Genomic DNA, 21,714 nt, shown 5'->3' on the forward strand with positions numbered 1-21,714 from the left:
GTGTCTCATCAGTCCAATCCCAGGATGGCTCCCCGATGTCCGCCCGCTTTGCCCACTCCATGCCTTTCGGCGCCGAACTCCGCCAGGACGGAACCACCCGTTTCCGCCTCTGGGCGCCCTCACATGCCGAGATCGGCCTTGTCCTCGACGGCCGGACGGACTCTCCCCTGCCGATGACGGCGCGGGAGGACGGCTGGTTCGAAACCGTGACCGACCGTGCCCCGGCCGGAACCCGATACCAGTACCGGCTGCCCGACGGGCTGTGCGTTCCCGATCCCGCCTCCCGCTTCCAGCCGGAAGACGTCAATGGTCCGAGCCAGGTGGTCGATCCCAACGCCTACGAGTGGCGCAACACCGCATGGCGCGGCCGGCCGTGGGAAGAGACGATCCTCTACGAACTGCATATCGGCTGCTTCACCGACGAAGGGACCTATGACGGCGTCCGCCGCAAGCTCGACCATCTGGCGAAGCTCGGCGTCACGGCGATCGAGTTCCTGCCGCTGGCCGACTTCGCCGGTCGGCGCGGCTGGGGCTATGACGGCGTGTTGCCCTATGCGCCCGACGATGCCTACGGCGCGCCCGACGCCCTGAAGCGGCTGATCGACGAGGCGCACGAGCGGGATTTGATGGTCTTCCTGGACGTGGTCTACAACCACTTCGGGCCGGAGGGGAATTATCTCAGCACCTACGCCAAGTCGTTCTTCACCGAGCGCCACCACACCCCCTGGGGTGCGGCGATCAATTTCGACGGCAAGGACGCACGCCCGGTCCGCGACTACTTCATCAACAATGCGCTCTACTGGCTCGATGAGTACCGGTTCGACGGGCTGCGGTTCGACGCCGTCCACGCGATCATCGACGACAGCAAGCCGCACATCCTGACCGAGCTGGCGGAGACCGTCCGCGGCAGGATCGAGTCGGGCACTCCCGGCCGGCACGTCCACCTCGTGCTCGAGAACGAAGCGAACCAGGCGCACCGGCTGGGCCGCGACGACGCCGGCCTGCCGCCCCACTTCACCGCGCAATGGAACGACGATTTCCACAATACCGCCCATGCCCTGGTGACCGGCGAGCGCGCCGGCTACTACGAGGACTTCGCAGACGATTCGCACGGCAAGCTGGCCCGCTCGCTGGCGGACGGGTTCGTCTACCAGGGCGATCCTTCCCCCCACCAGGACGGCAAGATCCGCGGCGAAGCCAGCGGTCACCTGCCGCCGCAGGCCTTCGTCAGCTTCCTCCAGAACCATGACCAGGTCGGCAACCGCGCCATGGGCGAGCGGCTGTCCGCGCTGATCCCGGCCGAGCGGCTGAAGGCGATCACGGCGGTGTTCCTGCTGACGCCGCAGATCCCCATGCTGTTCATGGGCGAGGAATGGGCCAGCGACCGTCCGTTCAACTTCTTCACCGATTTCCACGGGGAATTGGCCGACGCCGTGCGCGAGGGGCGCCGCAAGGAGTTCGCCGGCTTCGCCGAGTTCTCCGACCCGGAAGCGCGCAAGAAGATCCCCGACCCCAACGCCGAAAGCACCTTCGAGGGATCGAAGCTCGACTGGAACGCGGCGACGGCCTCCGGCCATACCGAATGGATGGACTGGTACCAAACCCTGATAGGCATCAGGTCGCGCCTTCTGGTTCCGCGGCTTGCCGGCATCGGGTCCGACAGCGTCGCGAAGGTCCGCGGCAGGACCGCGATCGAAGCCCATTGGCCTTTCAAGGATGGCGGACGGCTGACATTGATTGCTAACCTGGGCGACGAGGCCGTGGACGGTATCGAAGCGCCCACTGTCGACCCGCTGTTCGAGACCGGCCGATCCCAAGGCGGACAGCCGGCGGGCGGCGACCTGAAATCCGGACGTCTCGGTCCCTGGACCGTCGCCTGGTACATCACCGAACCGTCCGGCACGGTCTGACGCGGAGACCGGTGGGATCAAGAGGGGAAAGCAGAGCATGAAGGATGGAGCCGATCTGGACCGGCTGGCCGGGCTTTTGGGTGTCGAGCCGTTCTATCACGACATCTGGGGAAACCGGCGCGAGATCGGCCCCGCCACCAAGCGGGACCTGGTCCAGGCGATGGGCTTCCCGGCCGGCACGCCGGAGGAGGCTGCCGACAGCCTCTACCGGCTGCGGGAGCGCGACTGGCGGCGCATGCTGAAGCCGGTCTTCGTCCTCGGCGAGTCGGACGCGGTGGAGATCGATTTCACGGTGCCCGACCGCACCGGCCCCGCCGGGATCACCTGGACCCTGTCGGAGGAGTTCGGCGACGTCCACTGGGGCGAGCAGCCCCTGTCCGACCTGCCGGCGGTCGGGGAGGAGACGTTCGACGACGTCCGCTATACCCGGCACCGCCTGACCCTGCCCGAAGCCCTGCCCCAGGGCTACCACCGGCTGGCGATCCAGCTGAACGTGGCCGACAGCGTCGTTCACGAGGGGGCTGCCTGCGTGATCGTGGCTCCCGAAAGCTGCCTGTCGCCCGACGAGCTGGCGGGCGGCGACGGATGGTCGTGGGGCATGGGCGTGCAGCTCTACGCCCTTCGCTCCGCGACGAACTGGGGCATCGGCGACTATGCCGATGCCGGCACCGCGGCGGAGCAAGCCGCCGCCATGGGGGCCGGCGTGCTGGGCCTGAACCCGCTGCATGCCCTGTTTCCGGCCGATCCCAACCACAACAGTCCCTATTCGCCAAGCAACCGGGGTTTCCTGAACACCCTGTTCATCGATGTCGCCGGCCTGCCTGAGCTGGCGGAGAGTCCGGAGGCCCGGGCGCTGGTCGACAGCGCCGACTTCCAGGTGCAGCTCCAGGCCGTCCGCGAAGCGCCGCTGGTCAATTACGGGGCGGTCGCCGACCTCAAGATGCCGGTTCTAGAACTGGTCTTCAAAAGCGCCCGGGAGTCGACCGGGCCGCGCCGCGACGCCTTCCTCCTGTTCCAACGGGAAATGGACGAACCGCTTGTCCGGCAATCCGTCTTCGACGCGCTGCACGAGCATTTCTTCAAGGGCGAAGGCAAGTGGGCTTGGCAGGACTGGCCCGCGGCCTATCGCGACCCCCGGAGCGAGGCGGTTGCCCGGTTCGCGGAGGAGAAAGCCGACCGGGTCGAGTTCTTCCAATGGCTTCAGTTCGTCGCCGACGACCAACTGGCCGCGGCGGCGCACCGGGCCCATCGCGCCGGCATGCCGATCGGCTTCTACCGCGACCTCGCGGTCGCCAACCATCCCGGAGGCGCCGCGGCGTGGTCGGCGCAGGACGTCATCGTTCAGGGTGCCAATGTCGGTTCGCCGCCCGACATGTTCAGCCCCGACGGACAGAACTGGGGGCTGGCGCCGCTGTCGCCGCTCGGCCTGATCGAGACGGCGTACGAAACCTTCATCCAGTCGCTGCGTGCCAACATGCGCCATGCCGGCGCGATTCGAATCGACCACGTGATGGCGCTCCAGCACCTGTTCTGGATCCCGTCGCGGCCGGACCACGAGGGCGGCGCCTACGTGGCCTATCCCATGCGCGACCTCGTGCGCATCATCGCGCTCGAGTCCCGGCGGAACCGCTGCCTCGTGATCGGCGAGGATCTCGGCACGGTCCCGGATGGCTTCCGCCCGGCCATGCAGAAGGCCGGGATCCTGTCATACCGGGTGCTCTATTTCGAGCGCGGTCCGGACAAGGGCTTCATCGCGCCCGAACATTACCCGCGCGATTCCCTGGTGTCCGTCACCACCCACGACCTGCCCACCCTGAAGGGCTGGTGGAACGGCCACGACATCCGGATCAGGGCCGAGTTGGGGCAGTATTCCGAACCCGGTGCGCTCGATTCCGAACTGGCGGAGCGAAGGACCGATCGGGAACGCCTGCTGTCCTCCATGCGCTGGTCCGGCGTCGTCCCGCAGGAGACCGGCTCCGAAACGCTGACAGCCGAACTGGCCGGAGCCATCCATGGGTATCTGGCGCGCACGCCCGGCCGCATCCTGATGGTCCAGGTCGAGGACATGGTCGGCGAAATCGATCAGCCGAACCTGCCCGGCACCGTCCACCAGCACCCGAACTGGCAGCGCAAGCTTCCGGCCGCGATCGGGGCCATTCCCGAATCGCCGCTCGCCCGGGCCATCGTCCAGGCGATCGACCGCGAGCACGGTCGCGGCTGACCTAGGGGTCGTCATGGTGAGAATGGTTATCAGTACAAGAAATCCGGCCTTGAGAATAACTTTCAGGTTTTATTTCGGGCCGGTTCGTATATTTAACAGAACGCGAGGTTTCCGCACCCCAGTCGGGTGCGATCGAGGGGCTAGTCCACAGCGCTTGCACGGAGAAGAAAATGAAGGGCGATCCCAAAGTAATCCGTCATCTGAATACCATTCTGACGAACGAGTTGACGGCGATCAACCAGTACTTCCTGCACGCGCGCATGCTGAAGAACTGGGGACTTCTGCGGCTCGCCAAGTATGTCTACGACGAATCCATCGGCGAGATGAACCACGCCGATTACATCATCGAGCGGATCCTGTTCCTCGAAGGCCTGCCGAACCTTCAGGACCTGCACAAGCTGAAGATCGGCGAAGACGTGCCGGAGATGTTCACCTGCGACCTAGGCGTCGAGAGCCATAACCGCGCCTGCCTCCAGGAGGCGATCGCCTACTGCGAAGAGGTCCGCGACTTCCAGACCCGCGAGATCTTCGTCAAGATCCTCGATGAGACCGAGGAGCACATCGACTGGCTGGAAACCCAACTCGACCTGATCCAGCGCGTCGGTGCCCAGAACTACCAGCAGGAGCAGATGTTCGAAGCGAGCTGAGCGCTCCTTCCACATCCCTTCGTGCCAGATCCGGCGGCGGTCCCATTCGGGGCCGCCGTTTTGCTTTCCCGCTCTTGCCTGACTGTTGATACACCGGTCCGCAATCGCTAGCGTTGCCCGATGCAGCACAGCCCCCTCATGCCCCAGGCCGAGACCTCGGAAGCTCCCCCGCCCGAGGAACTGCGTCGCCTTTATGACGAGCTGTCGCCCGCCGCACAGGTCGTGGCTCACCTGAAGATCGTCGCCGGCGCCGAAGCGGGGAACAACACGCTGTACAAGGCGGCCTCGGCGGTCCGAATTCCGCTGCCCGGCGGAAAGACGCTCGGGGCGGGCTTCGTCGGTGAGGTCGTGGCACAGATCAAGGGCAGCGGCCTGTGGCTGGGATTGAACCAGGAGAGAAACCAGTTCTGCCATGACATGAACATCGCCGCTTTCGCGGATCCGCAGCATGGCCTCTATATCGAAGCGGTGGAGCGGACCAGCCGTCCCACCGGATACATCCATTATCAGGCGCATCGGACCCGGGAGCTGCGTTTCGTGGTCTACGGGAACTATGCCGATGCCATGACCGGAAGGCTGGTGGAGGACACGCCCGGCACCCTGGCCCTCCTGGCGGGTTTCTTCGGCCATGTCAGCCTGCGCCCGGACTGGGTGTCCAGCCGGGCACCCGTCATCCGGGAAGCCGTGCTGGCGGCGAAGCTCAACGTGCTTCTCCGCACCGGGCACCGCCCCCCGGATTTCGATGATCTGCGGGCGCAACTCGACCAGCTCGCGGCGGTGAGCGAGAATCCCGGCACCCGCATTTCCCTCGCGCGTTATGCGATCCTGAGGGGCGACCCTGCCGGAGCGAGTCGGATCAGGGAAGAGCTGCGCCCCGGGACGCAGGAGATCGAGGGGGAAAAGGCGAGCGACCATGCCGTGATGGTGGCCGCCTACCAGCATCTGATCTCGGCGATGGCCGATTTCCTCTGCGGACGGAACACGGAGGCGCTGGCGGAATTCCGCGAGGGGCTGAAGCTGTTCCGCAAATCCACCCGCAGGCGAAAGATCTTCCTGCCCGACATAGAGGGCCTGCTGGCGATGCTGTGCATCCTGCGGGAAGGAAATCCGGCGCTGATCCCGGAATTGCTCGGCTGGGTGGAGGATGCCGGGCGCGATACCTGGCCCGGCTCGACCCAGGGCGGCGTCGCTGCGATCTGGGCGATGGCTCTGATCGTGCAGGGAAAGGACGATGTGGCCGGAAGCATCCTGAGGAACACTGCCGCCAGATACGATGCTCCGCTGGCCCGGGCCCTCGAACCGCTTGCCCAATTCCTGCTCGACCCCTTGCCGCTCCGGGGCCGAATGGCGGAACTCAAGGCGCTGTTCGAGAGCAATCGGGACACCTTGCCGCTGGTGGCGGAGATCTACGCTTCGCTGCTGGAGAAGCTGGCTGGCGATCCCGAGATTTACAGGGAGTACCTGGAACGGCCCGACCGCCAGCCGATCATCCGCCTGGTCGACCTGATCGAGGTGAACGACCCATGGGAACGCGCGCTCGACCATCTTGAAACATTGCTGGCGCCGCCTGACAAACCGGTTGCGGAGACAGCCAGGAAGCGGTCGAAGCGCCTGATCTGGCTTCTGGAGCCCGATATCGGGACGATCGAGGTGGTCGAGCAGACCGCGAAGGTGAGGGAAGGATGGAATGCAGGACGCACGCTGTCTTTCCGCCGTGTCGGCAAAAACGAGCCGCCGCTCGAGATGGATGACCACGACCGGCGGGTGGCCTCGACGCTGCGGCGTACTCACGAGCTGAACTATTATTATCAGCCCACGACGGAAAGCTACGGCCCGGATCCCTACAAAACGCTTCTCGCCCTGGTCGGGCACCCCCGGGTGTTCCGCGCGGACGACAGGAGCCGCCAGCTCGAACTCGTCCGCTATCCGGTCGAACTGGTCGTCTCCGAGGTACGGGGCGGGTATCGCATCGCGCTTTCCCACTTCTCCGACCAGCCCACGGCCTTCCTGGAGCAGGAGACCCCTGACCGCTACCGTGTGATCGATGTCTCGGCGGACGTAGTGAAGGTCGGGTCGCTTCTCGGACCGGACGGCATGACCGTCCCCCGCGACGGACGGGACCGCGTCGTGAACCTCGTCCGGCGATCGATCGGCGGGGCGCTGCCCATCCGCTCGGAGATCGACGCCGTGGAAGTGCCGGCGATCGAGGGCGATCCGAAGCCCGTCCTTCGCCTGGTCCCGGTCGACCGCGGGCTTCGGGCGTCCGCCTTCGTCCTGCCGTTCGGGAACGCCGGGCCGCACTATCTGCCGGGGCAAGCCGGCAAATCGGTGCTGTCGCTGGTCGACGGCAAGACCCAGCGCGCCAATCGCGACCTGGAACGGGAAACGGCGGAACTCAATGCCTTGCTGGCTGCCTGTCCCAGCCTCGACCAGCGCGCCGTGGGCGAGATGGAATGGGAGCTGCCGGACCTCTATGACAGCCTTCAGTTCCTGTCGGAGGTCCAGGCATACCCCGGAACGGTCTCGCTGGAGTGGCCCGAAGGCGGCCGGCTCCAGGTCACCGTTGCGGCAGCGAGCGCCGGCATGTCGGTCAAGCTGCGGGCATCGCGCGACTGGTTCCAGGTCAGCGGCGAAATCCGCATCGACGAGAACCTGGTGATGGACCTGCGGGAGCTGCTGGACCGGGCCGCCCGGACCCAGGGCCGATTCATCCAGCTCGACGACGGTCGCTTCCTGGCGCTGACGGAGGAGTTGCGCCGCCGCCTGGATCGCCTGGGTGCGCTGTCCGAGGGCGACGGGCGGGGCCGCAAGGTGCATCGGATGGCGGCATTCGCCGTCGCGGAGGCGCTGGAGGATGCCGGGAAGCTCGACGCCGACAAGCAGTGGCGCGAGCAGCTCGAACGGATCCGGGAGGCGGGCCACCACGCCCCGAAGGTCCCCTCGACGCTCCAGGCCGACCTGCGCGACTATCAGGTCGAAGGCTTCCGCTGGCTGTCGCGGCTGGCCCACTGGGGTGCCGGAGCCTGCCTGGCCGACGACATGGGGTTGGGCAAGACCGTCCAGGCCATCGCCGTGATGCTGGAGCATGCGCCCCAAGGCGCCACCCTGGTGGTCGCCCCGACCTCGGTCTGCCACAACTGGGCCGCCGAGATCGAACGCTTCGCACCGTCCCTTTCCGTCCGCCAGTTCGCCGATGCCGGAGACCGCACCGCCCTGGTCAAGTCGCTGGGTCCCTTCGACGTGCTGGTCACCAGCTATGGCCTGCTCAACCAGGAAGCAGCGCTTCTGTCGGAAACGCCCTGGAGGATCGCCATCCTGGACGAGGCGCAGGCGATCAAGAACGCGGCGACAAAGCGCGCCCAGGCCAGCATGAGGCTCCAGGCCGACTTCCGGCTGGCCTTGACCGGCACTCCGGTGGAGAACTACCTGGAAGAGCTGTGGAGTCTGTTCCACTTCATCAATCCGGGCCTGCTGGGTTCGCTGGAAAGCTTCCGGAAGCGCTTCGCCCTGCCGATCGAGCGCGGCGACCGGGCGGCCAGGCAAGCCCTGAAGGCTCTGGTCGGTCCGTTCATCCTGCGCCGCACCAAGTCGGCGGTGCTGACCGAACTGCCGCCGCGCACCGACCAGACGATCCTGGTCGATCTGGACGACGACGAACGGGCCCTTTACGAAGCGCTGCGCCGCCGCGCCATTGAGCGGATCGAGAGCCTGCCCGACGACGCCTCCGCCCAGCGCAAGATCCATATCCTCGCCGAGATCACCCGGCTGCGGCGCGCCTGCTGCCACCCTTCCCTGGCGGCTCCCGACGCGACCGGGATGGAAGGTGCCAAGCTGTCGCTGTTCCTCGAACTGGTCGACGAATTGCTGCGCAACCGGCACAAGGCGCTGGTCTTCAGCCAGTATGTCGGGTTCCTGGAGATCGTGAGGAAGGCCCTGGAGGAACGCGGGATCGCCCACCAGTACCTGGACGGCCAGACGCCGCAGCGCGAGCGGGAGAAACGGGTCAAGGCCTTCCAGGCCGGCGAGGGCGACCTGTTCCTGATCAGCCTCAAGGCGGGAGGCACCGGGTTGAACCTGACCGCCGCGGATTACGTCATCCACCTCGACCCCTGGTGGAACCCCGCGGTCGAGGACCAAGCCTCCGGCCGCGCCCATCGGATAGGCCAGCAGCGCCCCGTCACCGTCTACCGCCTCGCCGTCGCCGGGACGATCGAACAGGGTATCCTCGGACTGCACCAGGACAAGCGTCAGATGGCTGCCGAATTGCTGGACGGCAGCGAGGCCAGCGCCAAGCTCAGCGACGAGGAGTTGATGAACCTGCTGAGCGGCTGATCCCGGGCCGAGCGATACAGGAGGACGGCAGGTTCCGCGTCACCGCACCGCATCGACCCGAACGGCGAAAACCGCGACAGCTCGCGCTGCTCCGGAATACCCGGGCGTGCGGGAGCTTAACGATGGCGAACCATTACGACGCGACGGTGAAGGAACTGGTATGGGCTGGTGCCCCGGCCCTGCTGGGAATGCTGGCGGGCGCACCGGTCCAGTGTTTCCTCTCCGCCGAGTTCTCGTTGGTGCGCCAGCGGCGCCCCGACATGGTGGCCCGACTGATGAACGGGAGCATCTTTCACCTGGAATTGCAGGCCGGCCCGGACGCGCGTCTGGACTGGCGCATGCTCGAATACTACGGTCCGATATCGGAATTGAACGACGGCGCTCCGGTGACGCAGCTCGTCCTGCACCTGGGCGAACGCGGCAGGGACAAGCCGGCCGGCATCGCACACCCCAACCTGAACTTCGCCTACCATGTCCGTTACATCGGCGACCTCGACCCCCGGCCGTTGCTCGACAGTCCGGCCCCCGAGGATGCGGTGCTGGCAATCCTGTGCGGAAGCGACGATATTAGGACGCGCGTCCGGAACATCCTGACCCGCCTCGTGCCGCTCGACCGCCGGGCTCGTGACGATGCGGCGGCCAAACTCTTAATCCTTGCCCAACTGCGCAGGGCGGTACCGGTCGTGAAGGAGGAGCTGAAGTCCATGGCAGTCCAGATCAACGTCGATGAACACCCCTATCTTCGGGAAATCGCCGCGATGGGAGAGGCCCGCGGCGAGGCCAGGGGCGAAATCAAGGGGAAGGCCGGATCCCTGATCAGGCAGATCGAGCGCCGTCTCGGACAGGTCCCGCATTCGGTGCTTGAGCGCGTGCGCGGCGGCTCCGCCGAAGAACTCGACCGCTGGATGGATGCGGTGTGCGATGCCTCCACCCTCGATGCTGGCGCGCTCGAATCGATCCTTTCCCCCGCTCAGCACTGACCCGCCCGAACCCGGTCATGTCCACCCCTGGATGCTATGTCGCCCGCTTCGATGACGGATCCGAAGCGGTGCGCGTGATCGACCCGGACGGCGCGGAGATCAACGACGATGACGCGACGTGCATAAGCGACATGCTCGGGGAGTTGCTGGACGAATTGAGCCGTCGGGGTTTCGATGCCACCTCGGCCGTATTCGCGATCAACCGCCGGACCGACGGCACGCCCTGACAGGCGCCCCGCCCTCGCGGATGCACCAGGGCGAGCGCCTCCGCCAACACGGATGCGGGCTTCCACGTTGAATCTCGTAGCGGATGGGCAATCCGTGCCGGGACCGGCTATCGGGGGCGGACACCCGTCCGCCCCCTGATCCGTCAGGACGCCTGCCGTTCCAGCACCAGAGTGCCCAGCGGCGGCACCGTGAGGCAGACCGAGTAGGGCCGGCCATGGTGCGGAACCTCCTCCGCCTCGACGCCGCCGCCGTTGCCGACGTCGCTGCCGCCGTAGACACCGGCGTCCGTGTTCAGCCGTTCGCGGTAGAAGCCGGGCAGCGGCACCCCGACCCGGTAGCCCTGCCGCGGAAGCGGCGTGAAGTTGCTGACCGAGACCATCGGACGCTCCCTGTCCTTGCCGTAGCGCAGGAAGGCCAGGACGCTGTTGTCGCTGTCGTTCGCCTCGATCCACTCGAAGCCCGGGGCTTCGTTGTCCAGCTCGTGCAGCGCGGCGGTATCGCGATACAGGTGGTTCAGGTCGCGGATCAGGTTCTGCACGCCCTTGTGGAACGGATCGTCGAGCAGGAACCAGTCCAGGCCCTGATTGTGGTTCCACTCCCGCTCCTGGCCGAACTCGCCGCCCATGAATAGCAGCTTCTTCCCCGGGTGGGTCCACATGAAGCCGTAATAGGCCCGCAGGTTGGCGAACTTCTGCCAGCGGTCCCCCGGCATCTTGTTCAGCAGGGAGCCCTTGCCGTGCACCACCTCGTCATGGCTCAGCGGCAGCACGAAGTTCTCGCTGAAGGCGTAAAGCAGCCCGAAGGTCAGGTCATGGTGATGGTAGCGGCGATGGATCGGGTCCTTGGACATGAACCGGAGCGTGTCGTGCATCCAGCCCATGTTCCATTTGAAGCCGAAGCCGAGCCCGCCCAGATAGACCGGCCGCGACACGCCCGGCCACGAGGTCGACTCCTCGGCCACGGTCATGGCGCCGGGATGGTTGGCGTAGACCAGCTCGTTCATCCGCTTCAGGAAGGCGACCGCTTCCAGGTTCTCGTTGCCGCCGTACTGGTTCGGCACCCACTGGTCGGCCTGCCGGCTGTAGTCGAGATACAGCATCGACGCCACCGCATCGACCCGGATACCGTCGAAATGGAACTGGTCCATCCAGTACAGCGCGCTGCCCAGCAGGAAACTCGACACCTCGCGCCGGCCGAAATTGTAGATCAGGGTGTTCCAGTCCTGGTGGAAGCCCTGGCGCGGGTCGGCATGCTCGTACAGATGGGTCCCGTCGAACATGCCCAGGCCGTGCGGATCCGTCGGGAAATGGCCCGGCACCCAGTCCAGCAGCAGGCCGATCCCTTCCCTGTGGCAGCGCTCGACGAAGCGGGAGAAGGCGACCGGATCGCCGTGCCGGCTGGTCGGCGCATACATTCCGATCGGCTGGTATCCCCAAGACCCGTCGAACGGGAACTCGGTGATCGGCAGCAGCTCGATGTGGGTGTAGCCCATCTCCTTGACATAGGGGACGAGATCGTCCGCCAGCTCGTCATAGGTCAGGTAACGCATCCCGCCGTCGCCGTCCGGACGCTTCCACGAACTGAGATGGCATTCGTAGATCGACACCGGCTTGGCCCGCCAGTCCGTGCGGGCCCTGTCGCGCAGCCATTCCTGGTCGGCCCAGTCATGGTCGTTCAGCCCCTGCACGACCGACGCGGTGTGCGGCGGCATTTCGGCGCGGAAGGCGTAGGGATCCGCCTTGAGGGGCATCAGGTTGCCGCCCGGCCCCTTGATCTCGTACTTGTAGCGGTCGCCCTTGGCGACATGGGGAACGAAGAGCTCCCACACGCCGCATTCGTGGCGCTTGCGCATGGGCAGACGGCGGCCGTCCCAATTGCAGAAGTCGCCGATGACGGAGACCCGCCGGGCATTGGGCGCCCAGACCGCGAACGCCGTTCCCGCGACGCCTTCCATCTCGTGCGGATGGGCACCCAGCCGCTCGAAACTGCGCAGGTGGGTGCCTTCCGCCAGCAGGTGGACGTCGAGCTGGCCCAGGACGGGCGGGAAGCTGTAGGCGTCCTCGAACTCTCCGGTATGCGTCGCGAAGTCGATGCGGAACCGGTACCGGAAGCGGTTCTTGCGATCGTCGAGCGTGATGGCCCAGAAGCCGTCGGGATGAACCTTCTCCAGATCCGCCACCGGCTGGCCGCTGTCGCTGTCGATCAGCAGGATCCGGCGCGCTTCGGGGATGAAGGTGCGGACCGTGACGGCTCCGTCCGGCCCGTCGGTGTGCATGCCCAGGATGCCGAACGGATCGCCGTGGTCGGCCCGGACGATGGCCTCGATCTCCTGCCGCAGGGCTTCGGCGCTTTTCGCACCCGCCCCGCCGGAAGGTTCGGCTACGGGCTGGCTGGTCGGGTTCTTGGTATAGGCGGTCATCAAACCTCCCCAGGCTGTGAGCTGGCGGCGTGTGCATCGAGGATGCCGGCCACCCCTTTGATCGGGATGCCCAGCCATGTCGGCCGATTGGCGGCCTCGTAGGCGACTTCGTAAAGCGCCTTCTCCAACGTGAACAGGTCGAGCAGGCGTTTTGCAACGCCCTCGTCGGCGGGATAGCTGGGACACCCCAGAATCGCGTCGTGATAGGCGGTCAGGAAAGCCCTGGACGCCTGCTGCTCCCATTCTAGCGCCGTGCCGAGCACCTTCGAGCCGGCATCGGCCTGCATTTCCTGGACCCGCTTCACCGCGGCCCAGGCGGCATAGTTGAACGACCGCAGCATGCCGGCCACGTCGCGGAGCGGCGCGTGCTTGGCCCGCCGCTGGTCGAGGGTCTTCGCCGGCTCGCCTTCGAAGTCGATGACGTACCAGTCGTTCTGCGCCTTCAACACCTGTCCCAGGTGATAGTCGCCATGGTAGCGCGTCTTGAAGCTGGTGACGCCGCCCGCGACGAGCGAACCGATCAGGTCGAGGCACTCCTGGCGGCGTTCCAGCAGCGACTCGGCTTCCGCAAGTTCGTCGCCGGCCAGCCGTGACCGGGCCTGCTCCAGGCTGCCGAAGGCGCGTTCGGCCTGCGCCCTGGCCTCCTCGATCCACCGGGCGACATCGTCGTCGGTGACCGGCTCGGGCTCGAAGGCGGGATCTCCGCTCTCGACCGCCAGCGCCCGGTGCAGTTCCGCCGTCCGCTGTCCCAGCGTACCGGCCAGGGCCATGTAGAATTCCAGGTTCTCGGCGGTGGACTGGTCCGACTCCTCGGTGGCGGGGGCGCCCAGCCGGATCTCGTCCAGGTACCGCACCAGCTGGTCGACTGTGTAGCTCCAGCCGTCGCCCTGGTTCCGCACGAAGCCCTGCACGATCATCAGGGCGGTCGACGTTCCGTCCTCATCCACGTGGAAGGCGGACCCAAGCAACGGCGGGGTGTTGCGGTAATCGGCGACCTCGGTCAGGAAGCGGCCGATCTCCAGCTCCGGATGCACGCCGCGGACCAGCTTGCGGTAGGCCTTGACCACCATCAGGTCGGCGACCAGGACGGAAGTGTTGCTCTGCTCGACGCCGAGCCGGCGGATTTCCAGCTCCTCGGGAAGCTCCAGATCCGCCATGCGCTGCGTCGGCTGGAACTGGATCGTTCCGGAGCTCGCCTTGACTTGGTCGTTGCGCTTGATCGCGTCGACCGCGGCCAGCAGGAAACGGTCGGACTGCATGGCGTCGTACAGGCCGCCCAGCCGCGGACCGCGCCGGGCGCGCGCCAGCGTGTAGGGCAGCAGGGGCGACGCGGGCGTCGCCGCACTCTCCTCCCAGGTGACGGCGAGCGGCAGGAAATACGGATGCGGCTCTTCCACCCCGGACAGCACGACGTCGATGACGCCGAGCATGAAGTTCTCGCCCCGTCCCGAAAGCTCCGCGATCGTCCGGACGCGGGTCTCGTTGATCACCTCGTCCTTGGCGCCGAACCAGCGCTGCTTGGGCAGGTAGGTCGGCAACACGTCGCGGGCCAGCTCCGTAGCGGCGCGGCCTGCCGGGTTGCGCCAGCCGTCGGTGATCACCAGCGTCACGAATTCCGGCATGACCTCGGGAAGCTGCTCGTGCCAGGCCGGCTGCTCGGCAGTGTCGGTCAGGCCGAACCAGTAGAAGCCGTAGGCGGGAAGCGTCAGCAAGTACGGAAGGTCGCCGATCGGCGGGAAGGTGCTTCGGCCGATCAGCTCGACCGGAACGCAATTCTTGTGGCGCGCCAGATCAAGCTCGACCGCCTGGGCCGAACGCGACAGGTTGGCGACGCACAGGATCACCTCCCCCTCGTGCTCGCGCAGGTAGGCCAGGACCTTGCGGTTGCCGGGATAGAGGAAGCGCAGCGTGCCGCGGCCGAATGCCTTCTGCTGCTGGCGCACCGCGATCAGCCGCTTCATCCAGTTCAGCAGGGAGGACGGGCTCCGCTCCTGCGCCTCGACGTTGACGGCGTCGAAGCCGTAGATCGGGTCGGCGACGGCCGGCAGGTAGAGACGCGCCGGGTCCGACCGGGAGAAGCCGCCGTTGCGGTCCGGCGACCACTGCATCGGCGTGCGGACGCCGTCGCGGTCGCCCAAATAGACGTTGTCGCCCATCCCGATCTCGTCGCCGTAATAGACCACCGGCGTGCCGGGCATGGAGAACAACAGGCTGTTCAGCAGCTCGATCTTGCGCCGGTCGTTGTCCATCAGCGGAGCCAGGCGGCGGCGGATGCCCAGGTTGATCCGCATCCGCCGGTCCTTGGCGTAGAAGTTCCAGAGATAGTCCCGCTCCTTGTCGGTGACCATCTCCAGCGTCAACTCGTCATGGTTGCGCAGGAAGACGGCCCATTGGCAGGTCTCCGGGATCTCCGGCGTCTGGCGCATGATGTCGGTGACGGGATGCCGATCTTCCTGGGCGATCGCCATGTACATGCGCGGCATCAGCGGGAAGTGGAACGCCATGTGGCATTCGTCGCCGCCCTTGGACAGGTCGCCGAAATAGGGCAGCACGTCTTCCGGCCACTGGTTGGCCTCGGCCAGCAGCATACGGTCCTGGTAGCCCTCGTCCACGGCGGAGCGGATCTGCTTCAGGACGTCGTGGGTTTCCTTGAGGTTCTCGTTGTTCGTGCCCTCGCGCTCGATCAGGTAGGGCACGGCGTCGAGCCGGAGCCCGTCCACGCCCATGTCGAGCCAGAAGCGCAGCACGCTCAGGACCTCGCGCATCACGGCCGGATTGTCGAAGTTCAAGTCCGGCTGGTGCGAGTAGAAGCGGTGCCAGAAATAGGCCTTGGCGACCGGGTCCCAGGTCCAGTTGGACTTCTCGGTATCCAAGAAGATGATCCGGGTACCTTGGTACTTCTGGTCGGAATCGCTCCAGACGTAGAAATTGCGGTGGTTGGAGCCCGGCTTGGCAGTGCGGGCGCGCTGGAACCAGGGGTGCTGGTCGGACGTATGGTTGATGACCAGTTCGGTGATCACGCGCATGCCGCGGTTGTGGCACTCGCGCACGAACTGCCGGAAATCCCGCATGAACCCGTAGGACGGATTGACGTTGCGGTAGTCGGCGATGTCGTATCCGTCGTCGCGCAGCGGCGAGGGATAGAAGGGCAACAACCACAGTGCCGTGACACCGAGTTCCTGAAGATAGTCCAGCTTCTGGGACAACCCCGCGAAGTCGCCGATGCCGTCGTTATCGGCGTCGAAGAAGGCCTTCACGTGGAGTTGGTAGATGACGGCATCCTTGTACCAGAGGCGGTCGTTCCGATCGATCATGGTATCCCGGGCTGTTGCAAGGACGTGGGCGCCCGTTGGTTATGGGCTTGGCGGATCTTGGCCGCTCACGGCGCCTCGGCGCGGGCTGCCGGTGCTGGATGAGCGTGCGACTGATCAGGGTAACACGCGAGATCGCTGGAAAGCACAGGCGCCCCCCAGTTTTTGCGGTCCCGGCCCTGCCCGGCCCTTGCTGCCGGCCCTCTTCGGTCAAAAGTCTCTTGGCTTTCGCCTGGACGGGAGCAGCGTCCGATCTGGCTGCGTCACCGTAAGGTCTGCCTTCGCTTGGCGGAGGGAACCGGGAGATGCTTGGCGTCCGGAGTGCCGACGACTGCGGGGCGAAGGGTGTTGGGCCTCGTCCGAAATCCGGACTAGCGCCTCATCGGCGTGACGGTGGCCGAAGTACCGTCCTCGGTGCGCGGCCGTCCGGCGGAGAGGGTGCGGTCCGGAATCAGGAAATCGATCCGGCGGAAGCCGGCGATGCGACTCAGGAGGATCTGGGGGATCTGGGCGCGATAGGCGTTGTAAGCCCGGATATCGGCATTGCAGCTCTCCCGGCGGGCCAGAAGATCCTGCTCCACGCCGGCGAGCTGGATCAAAAGCTGGTGGTGTTCCGGCGTGCGGCCGGTGCCGTCGGCCAGCTTCTCCAGAAGAGTGTTGCGTCCGAGCGCCCCGACCTCGACGTTCGCCGTCCTCTCCTGCACGACGTGCAGCAGGTGCTGAAGGCGATTGTAGATCGCCGCGATGTAAAGCACGAAAAGCGCCCCCACGATCAACGCCATATCCATATCGGTATCCCCCTGCCCCGGGAGCATACCATCGCGTGCGGCGAAAAGGCATAAATTGTCGCGGAATTTTCAGGACCGCCGTTCCAAGGGCAACTTGTCGCGCGGTGCGGCACCCGAATGGCTGCTAGTCTTCGCCAAGGTCCAGGCAGGGCCGAGATCCCCATGACCAAAGTTCTGGTCGATTTTCGACATGCAAAGCTTCAGGAGCGCTGAATAATGGCATCATACATGATCAAGGTTGCGGGCGAAGGACTGGTGACGAAGGCCCATCGCAGCGCCGATGTTGGCCCGACCAGCGGTTCTTCCGTTATTTATGAAATCCTGAACGTGCCCGCCGACGTCACGATCGACGACGTGATCTCGGCTTTCAAGAGCTACAAGCCGCAGGAGAAGGTGTACGAGATCGATTACGCCGCCCTGAAGGCCTGAAGCCGGCAGTCGCCGAGGGAACACCCGGCTGCCGCCCCGCTCCTGCGGGACGGCAGCCGGGTGGATCGGGACGGATCAGGCGGCCTTGAACCGCGTCACCCACTTCTTCAGCTCGGCGACATGCTCCGCCTCCTCCTCCGCGAACTCCTCCGCCATCATGCGGATTTCGGGGTCCTTCGTGGTGGTGGCGACGTTCTGGTAGAAGGCGTATCCGCGTTCCTCGCTGTCCAATGCCAGCGCCAGGGCATATTCCGCGTTCATCAGGTAGTGCGAGCCTTCCATGGAGGTCGCCTCCGGGCTCTCGTCGCCCGGCCAGACGAAATCCTCCGGCTTCATGTCCGGCAGTTTGTGGAATCCGGCGCGCTTGCGGGCTTCCGCCAGGTGAAGCCGCGAGAAATGCGCCATCTTTCCAAAAAACTCGGCCACCTCCCTGTTGCCGTAGGTCTTCATCGATTCGGCCAGATCGGAGAACCGCGCCGCGGCATCCTCCTCCAGCTTGATCGCATAGGCGAGAAATTCTGCTACATCGTTCATGATCAAACCAGTGTGGAGAGTGGGAAAAACGGATCACGCCCACAGTAGGACCGGGGCTGCCCGCTGTCTCGCCTTGAACCCGTCCGGACGGCACCGCGTGACGATTTGACCTAGCCTGCAAGATGGTTGCACGGCGCCTTGGCTCGGCGGATGATTGTCACCGGTGAAACCGGTCGGTAACCACGAAGGCATCTAGGGGGTTCAGGCACATGAAGAGCATTCTCATTCCGGTCGAGGAAAGCGAACTGCTGGAGTCGGTGCTGGAGACGGCCCTGCTGGTGGCACGTCGCTTCGGCAGCCACATGGAAGGTCTGCATGTCCGTCCCGATTTCGCCGGGATCATCGCGGCGACCGGCATGGGCGCGCCCTACGTGGTCGAGGATTTCCGCAAGGAGGACTGGGAAAGCATCCAGCGTTCCCGGATGGAGTTCGAGCAGTTCCTTAACCGCAACGACATACCGCTGGACGGCGGCGCCGGCACCGGCCAGCCCTGGGCGACCTTCCGGATCGAAGCTCCGCCGGGCGACGACTTCATAGGTCAGCATGCGCGGCTGTTCGACGTGACGGTGCTGGGCCAGCCGTCCCGGGGTGCCACCCCGCCCCGCATGAGCACCCTGGAGGCGGCGCTGTTCGACGGTGGCCGGGCGGCCCTGGTGGCGCCGCCGACGGCCCCGCGCCGCCTCGGCCACAACGTGATGATCGCCTGGAACGCCAGCACGGAGACGGCGCGCACGGTCGGGCTGGCCCGCAGCTTCCTGGAACAGGCGGAACGCGTATTCGTGCTGTCGGTGGAGGGCGGACTGGTCGCCGGTCCGAGCGCCGAAGAAGCGGCGCGCTATCTGACGCGCGCCGGCATTCCCGCCCAGGCTATGCACGTTCCGCAGAACCGCGGCGTGGGCGAGACGATCCTGGAGCACGCCAAGGCGCTGGAAATCGACCTGCTCATCAAGGGCGCTTACACCCAGAGCCGCCTGCGCCAGATGATCTTCGGCGGCGCCACCAGCCATATCCTGGCCATGGCGAACATGCCGGTCCTGCTCGCCCACTGACGGTCCGGAACGCCCGGACGGATCGCACTCACTGGGCGCGCGGGTCGCGCTGGAAGCGGATGACGTTCGACGGGCCGCCGGGACCGAGAAGGTCGGCCAGCACGGCGACGAGGTCCGGCGGCCGGTAGGGCTTGCATAGCCTTGCCACGCCCGCCGGGATCGCTCCGGTCGGCAGGTCGGCATAGCCGGAAGCCAGGACGATGGGCAGGTCTGGGTACCGGCTCCGCAATGTCTCGATCAGGTCCAGCCCGGTCATGCCGGGCATCGCGTAATCGGTGATGATCAGGTCGAAAGGTCCGGCGCTGTCCAGGATCTCCAGCGCGTGATCGCCGTCATGGGCCAGCGTGACAGCATGCCCCATATCCTGAAGCACCGCCTCGGCTCCCATGCCGACAAGCACGTCGTCCTCCACCAGCAGGACGCGGCACGACGGCGGAGCCGACGCCTCCTCCCGCGCATCGGACAGCAGCGGCTTGATCGGCATGACCGTTCCCGCCGCCGGCAGCCCGATCGAGATCCGGGTCCCCATGCCGATCTGGGTCAGGATGCGCAGCCAGCCGCCCGACTGAACCGCCAGTCCATGGACCATGGACAGCCCGAGGCCCGATCCCTTGCCAGGCTGCTTCGTGGTGAAGAACGGTTCGATGCATGACCTGGACGTCCTGTCGTCCATGCCGCAGCCATTGTCGGCTACCGTCAGGCAGACGAAGCCGGCGCGCGGCTGGCTGGAATCGTCGCGGTCGGCCGCCTGGTGACGCAGCGAAATGGTCAGGACACCGCCCTCGGGCATCGCGTCCTTCGCGTTCAGCACGAGGTTGAGCAACGCCAGTTCGAGCTGGTTGGCATCGACCCGGACGTTCGGCAGGCCGTCGGGCAGGTCGAACACCGTGCGGATGCCGACCCCGACCGACCGCTCCACCAGGTCCTTCATGCCTCCCACGAGGTCGCGCAGATCGACCACCTCGGGCCGCAGGTCCTGTCGGCGGGCGAAAGCCAGCAGCCGCTGGGTCAGGGTGGTGCCGCGCTCCGCCGCCTGGATCGCGCTGTCGGCGAACTGCCGCAGGCGCTCATCGTCTGGCAACCGTTTCCGGAGAAGATCCAGGTTGCTCAGGATGACCATCAGCAGATTGTTGAAGTCGTGGGCGACTCCACCGGTCAGTTGGCCCAGCAGTTCGAGCTTCTGGGCTTCATGGAGCTTCGCCTGCGCCGCCTTCAGGTCGGAGATGTCGCGCCCCTCCGCCACCAGCAGGACGGTCCTGCCCTGTTCGTCGGTGACGCCTTTCAGCGAGAAGTCGATCAGGACCCGACGATCGGCCACTCCGGTGATCTCGGCCTCGTAGCGCACGAACTCGCCGCCGGCCGCCCGGGTGATCGCTTGTCGCAGCTTGTCCGCCGCATCACCGTCCGGTCGCCACCACGGCGTTTCCCAGAACGGCATGCCGATCACGTCGGTCTGGCTCAGCCCGCCGAAATCCAGCGCCGCCCGGTTTATTTCCAGGACCGTCCCGTCTGGCCGGAGCAGGGTTATGTACTGGAACATGGAGTTGAAGATGCCGCGGAAGCGCCGTTCCTCCTCCCGCATCCTGTCGTTGGCCGCGCCGAGTTCGCGGGTCCGCTCCTCGACCTGCCCTTCCAGTAGGCGTCCCGACAGGGCAAGGGCATCGTTTGACACCGTGAGTTCCTCGCGCAGGATGGCCTCGCGCCGGCTCATGCGCAGCGATACCGCCGTCAGCGCGGCGATCCCGCACAGGAGGAGCGCGATCTGCCAGACGCTCTGGTGGAGGGTCTCGCGGAACGGAATCATCGCGCTGGAGACCGGCACGCTGGCGCTGACGATCACCGGCCAGGAGGCATGGCGCCGGAAGGAGAAGATCCGCTCTCCCCCGCCGAACGGGGACTGCGCGCGGAAGGTACCGGATTGCCCGGCGAGAAGAGACCAGAAGGCCGAATGGTCCCTGTAATTGCGGCCGATCTCCTGGGGCGCCATGCCCGTTCGGGCGATGACGCCGCCATCGAGGTTCCAGACCATCAACTGGACGCCCGCCCCCAGATCGCTGGTCAGCGGAACCTGCTCGAAGAAGGTCGGCCGCAGCGAGATCTGGGCGATCCCGTCTAGGGACCCTTCGCTGTCGCGGATCGCCCGGGAGTAGGTGAACAGGATTTCCCCGGAGAATCGGCCGATCAGAGCCTCTCCGATATGGCGGTCCGCCCCGGCCAGGTGCTCCTTGAGCCAGGCGCGGTCGGTGAAATCACCCGAAGGCGCCGGAAACTGCGTCGTCAGCAACGCGGGTGTCCCGTTGCGGTCGACCACGAAGATCTGCAACCCGATGATCCGGCGCGCCAGGTCGGCCAAGTAACGGTGAGGCTCCAGCCGGTTGCGGATCTGCTCGACGCCGCCCTTCTGCCGGACGTAACGGACGACCTCCAGAGCGATCAGGTCGCTGGTCTCGAAAACCCGGTCGATGTATTCCTCGGTCATGCGAGCAAGATCGCGGCTCGCAGACTCGGCTCTTGCAAGTTCGCGGTCGTACTCCGACCACAGCCAGACCGCCCGCATACCCACAAGGCTCAGCGCGAAAAACGCCGCCATCGTCAGGATCAGCAGGTCCATGCGTCGCCGACTCAAAATTCAGCCACTCCGTTACGGACGAGGTGCTACCTTAGTGATAATACCATCGCATCTCTTCCGAAGGAACGGAGCATAATCATTCGAAGATGTCATGGGCGGTTTTTACCGAGAACCCGGCTCATGGCTGCCCGTTCACGCCGTGCGGACCGTCATCGATCCCGATCGCCGTTCGGCCGTCGCCCGCAAGGCCGCCGCCGACGATGCGCCATTCCCGGCACGGGGCTGAACAGGGTGCGG

13 protein-coding genes are annotated in these 21,714 nt (G+C 66.1%); 8 read left to right on the plus strand and 5 right to left on the minus strand.

The window, feature by feature from the left end; genetic code table 11:
* Nucleotides 1–35 precede the first annotated feature (35 nt).
* The 6 genes from treZ to JL101_RS13895 all read left to right on the plus strand — a co-directional run bounded on the left by treZ (nucleotide 36) and on the right by JL101_RS13895 (nucleotide 10,317).
* Nucleotides 36–1,910: a malto-oligosyltrehalose trehalohydrolase gene (treZ, locus tag JL101_RS13870; protein ID WP_228435448.1), complete on the plus strand. Its 1,875-nt coding sequence runs from the start codon at nucleotides 36–38 to the stop codon at nucleotides 1,908–1,910.
* 37 nt (nucleotides 1,911–1,947) lie between these two features.
* A complete protein-coding gene (malQ, locus tag JL101_RS13875) occupies nucleotides 1,948–4,131 on the plus strand; it encodes a 4-alpha-glucanotransferase (RefSeq protein WP_203095664.1) in 2,184 nt (727 codons plus the stop codon).
* A gap of 170 nt (nucleotides 4,132–4,301) precedes the next feature.
* On the plus strand, nucleotides 4,302–4,778 hold the full coding sequence (bfr, locus tag JL101_RS13880) for a bacterioferritin (RefSeq protein ID WP_201070021.1): 477 nt from the start codon (nucleotides 4,302–4,304) through the stop codon (nucleotides 4,776–4,778).
* Nucleotides 4,779–4,916: 138 nt separating this feature from the next.
* Entirely contained in the window at nucleotides 4,917–9,110 is a 4,194-nt protein-coding gene (locus JL101_RS13885) for a DEAD/DEAH box helicase (RefSeq protein ID WP_203095666.1), read from the plus strand.
* 122 nt (nucleotides 9,111–9,232) lie between these two features.
* Complete coding sequence (locus tag JL101_RS13890) at nucleotides 9,233–10,090, plus strand: RpnC/YadD family protein (protein WP_203095668.1); 858 nt, start codon at nucleotides 9,233–9,235, stop codon at nucleotides 10,088–10,090.
* 17 nt (nucleotides 10,091–10,107) lie between these two features.
* Nucleotides 10,108–10,317, plus strand: coding sequence for a hypothetical protein (locus JL101_RS13895; protein WP_203095670.1), 210 nt, complete (start codon nucleotides 10,108–10,110; stop codon nucleotides 10,315–10,317).
* Between the two features lie 143 nt (nucleotides 10,318–10,460).
* Here the strand turns inward: JL101_RS13895 and glgB are convergent, their stop codons facing one another.
* The 3 genes from glgB to JL101_RS13910 all read right to left on the minus strand — a co-directional run bounded on the left by glgB (nucleotide 10,461) and on the right by JL101_RS13910 (nucleotide 16,836).
* Entirely contained in the window at nucleotides 10,461–12,737 is a 2,277-nt protein-coding gene (glgB, locus tag JL101_RS13900) for a 1,4-alpha-glucan branching protein GlgB (RefSeq protein WP_203095671.1), read from the minus strand.
* Nucleotides 12,737–16,051, minus strand: coding sequence for a maltose alpha-D-glucosyltransferase (gene treS, locus JL101_RS13905; RefSeq protein ID WP_203095673.1), 3,315 nt, complete (start codon nucleotides 16,049–16,051; stop codon nucleotides 12,737–12,739). The genes glgB and treS overlap by 1 nt, the downstream gene beginning before the upstream one ends.
* 368 nt (nucleotides 16,052–16,419) lie before the next feature.
* Nucleotides 16,420–16,836, minus strand: coding sequence for a LemA family protein (locus JL101_RS13910; protein WP_203095675.1), 417 nt, complete (start codon nucleotides 16,834–16,836; stop codon nucleotides 16,420–16,422).
* Between the two features lie 228 nt (nucleotides 16,837–17,064).
* Here JL101_RS13910 and JL101_RS13915 point away from each other — a divergent pair, with 228 nt between their 5' ends.
* Nucleotides 17,065–17,265: a hypothetical protein gene (locus tag JL101_RS13915; protein ID WP_228435449.1), complete on the plus strand. Its 201-nt coding sequence runs from the start codon at nucleotides 17,065–17,067 to the stop codon at nucleotides 17,263–17,265.
* A 75-nt stretch (nucleotides 17,266–17,340) separates the two neighbouring features.
* Here the strand turns inward: JL101_RS13915 and JL101_RS13920 are convergent, their stop codons facing one another.
* On the minus strand, nucleotides 17,341–17,799 hold the full coding sequence (locus JL101_RS13920; RefSeq protein WP_201070044.1) for a ferritin-like domain-containing protein: 459 nt from the start codon (nucleotides 17,797–17,799) through the stop codon (nucleotides 17,341–17,343).
* Nucleotides 17,800–18,008: 209 nt separating this feature from the next.
* Here JL101_RS13920 and JL101_RS13925 point away from each other — a divergent pair, with 209 nt between their 5' ends.
* Nucleotides 18,009–18,848 carry a universal stress protein gene (locus tag JL101_RS13925; protein WP_203095679.1) on the plus strand — a complete coding sequence of 280 codons (840 nt, stop codon included), beginning with the start codon at nucleotides 18,009–18,011 and terminating at the stop codon, nucleotides 18,846–18,848.
* Between the two features lie 28 nt (nucleotides 18,849–18,876).
* Here JL101_RS13925 and JL101_RS13930 read toward each other — a convergent pair whose 3' ends face one another.
* Nucleotides 18,877–21,459 (minus strand): hybrid sensor histidine kinase/response regulator, encoded by a 2,583-nt coding sequence (locus tag JL101_RS13930; protein ID WP_203095681.1) that lies wholly within the window; start codon nucleotides 21,457–21,459, stop codon nucleotides 18,877–18,879.
* Nucleotides 21,460–21,714 lie beyond the last annotated feature (255 nt).

Source organism: Skermanella rosea, from assembly GCF_016806835.2.
GTDB classification, from domain to species: Bacteria; Pseudomonadota; Alphaproteobacteria; order Azospirillales; family Azospirillaceae; genus Skermanella; species Skermanella rosea.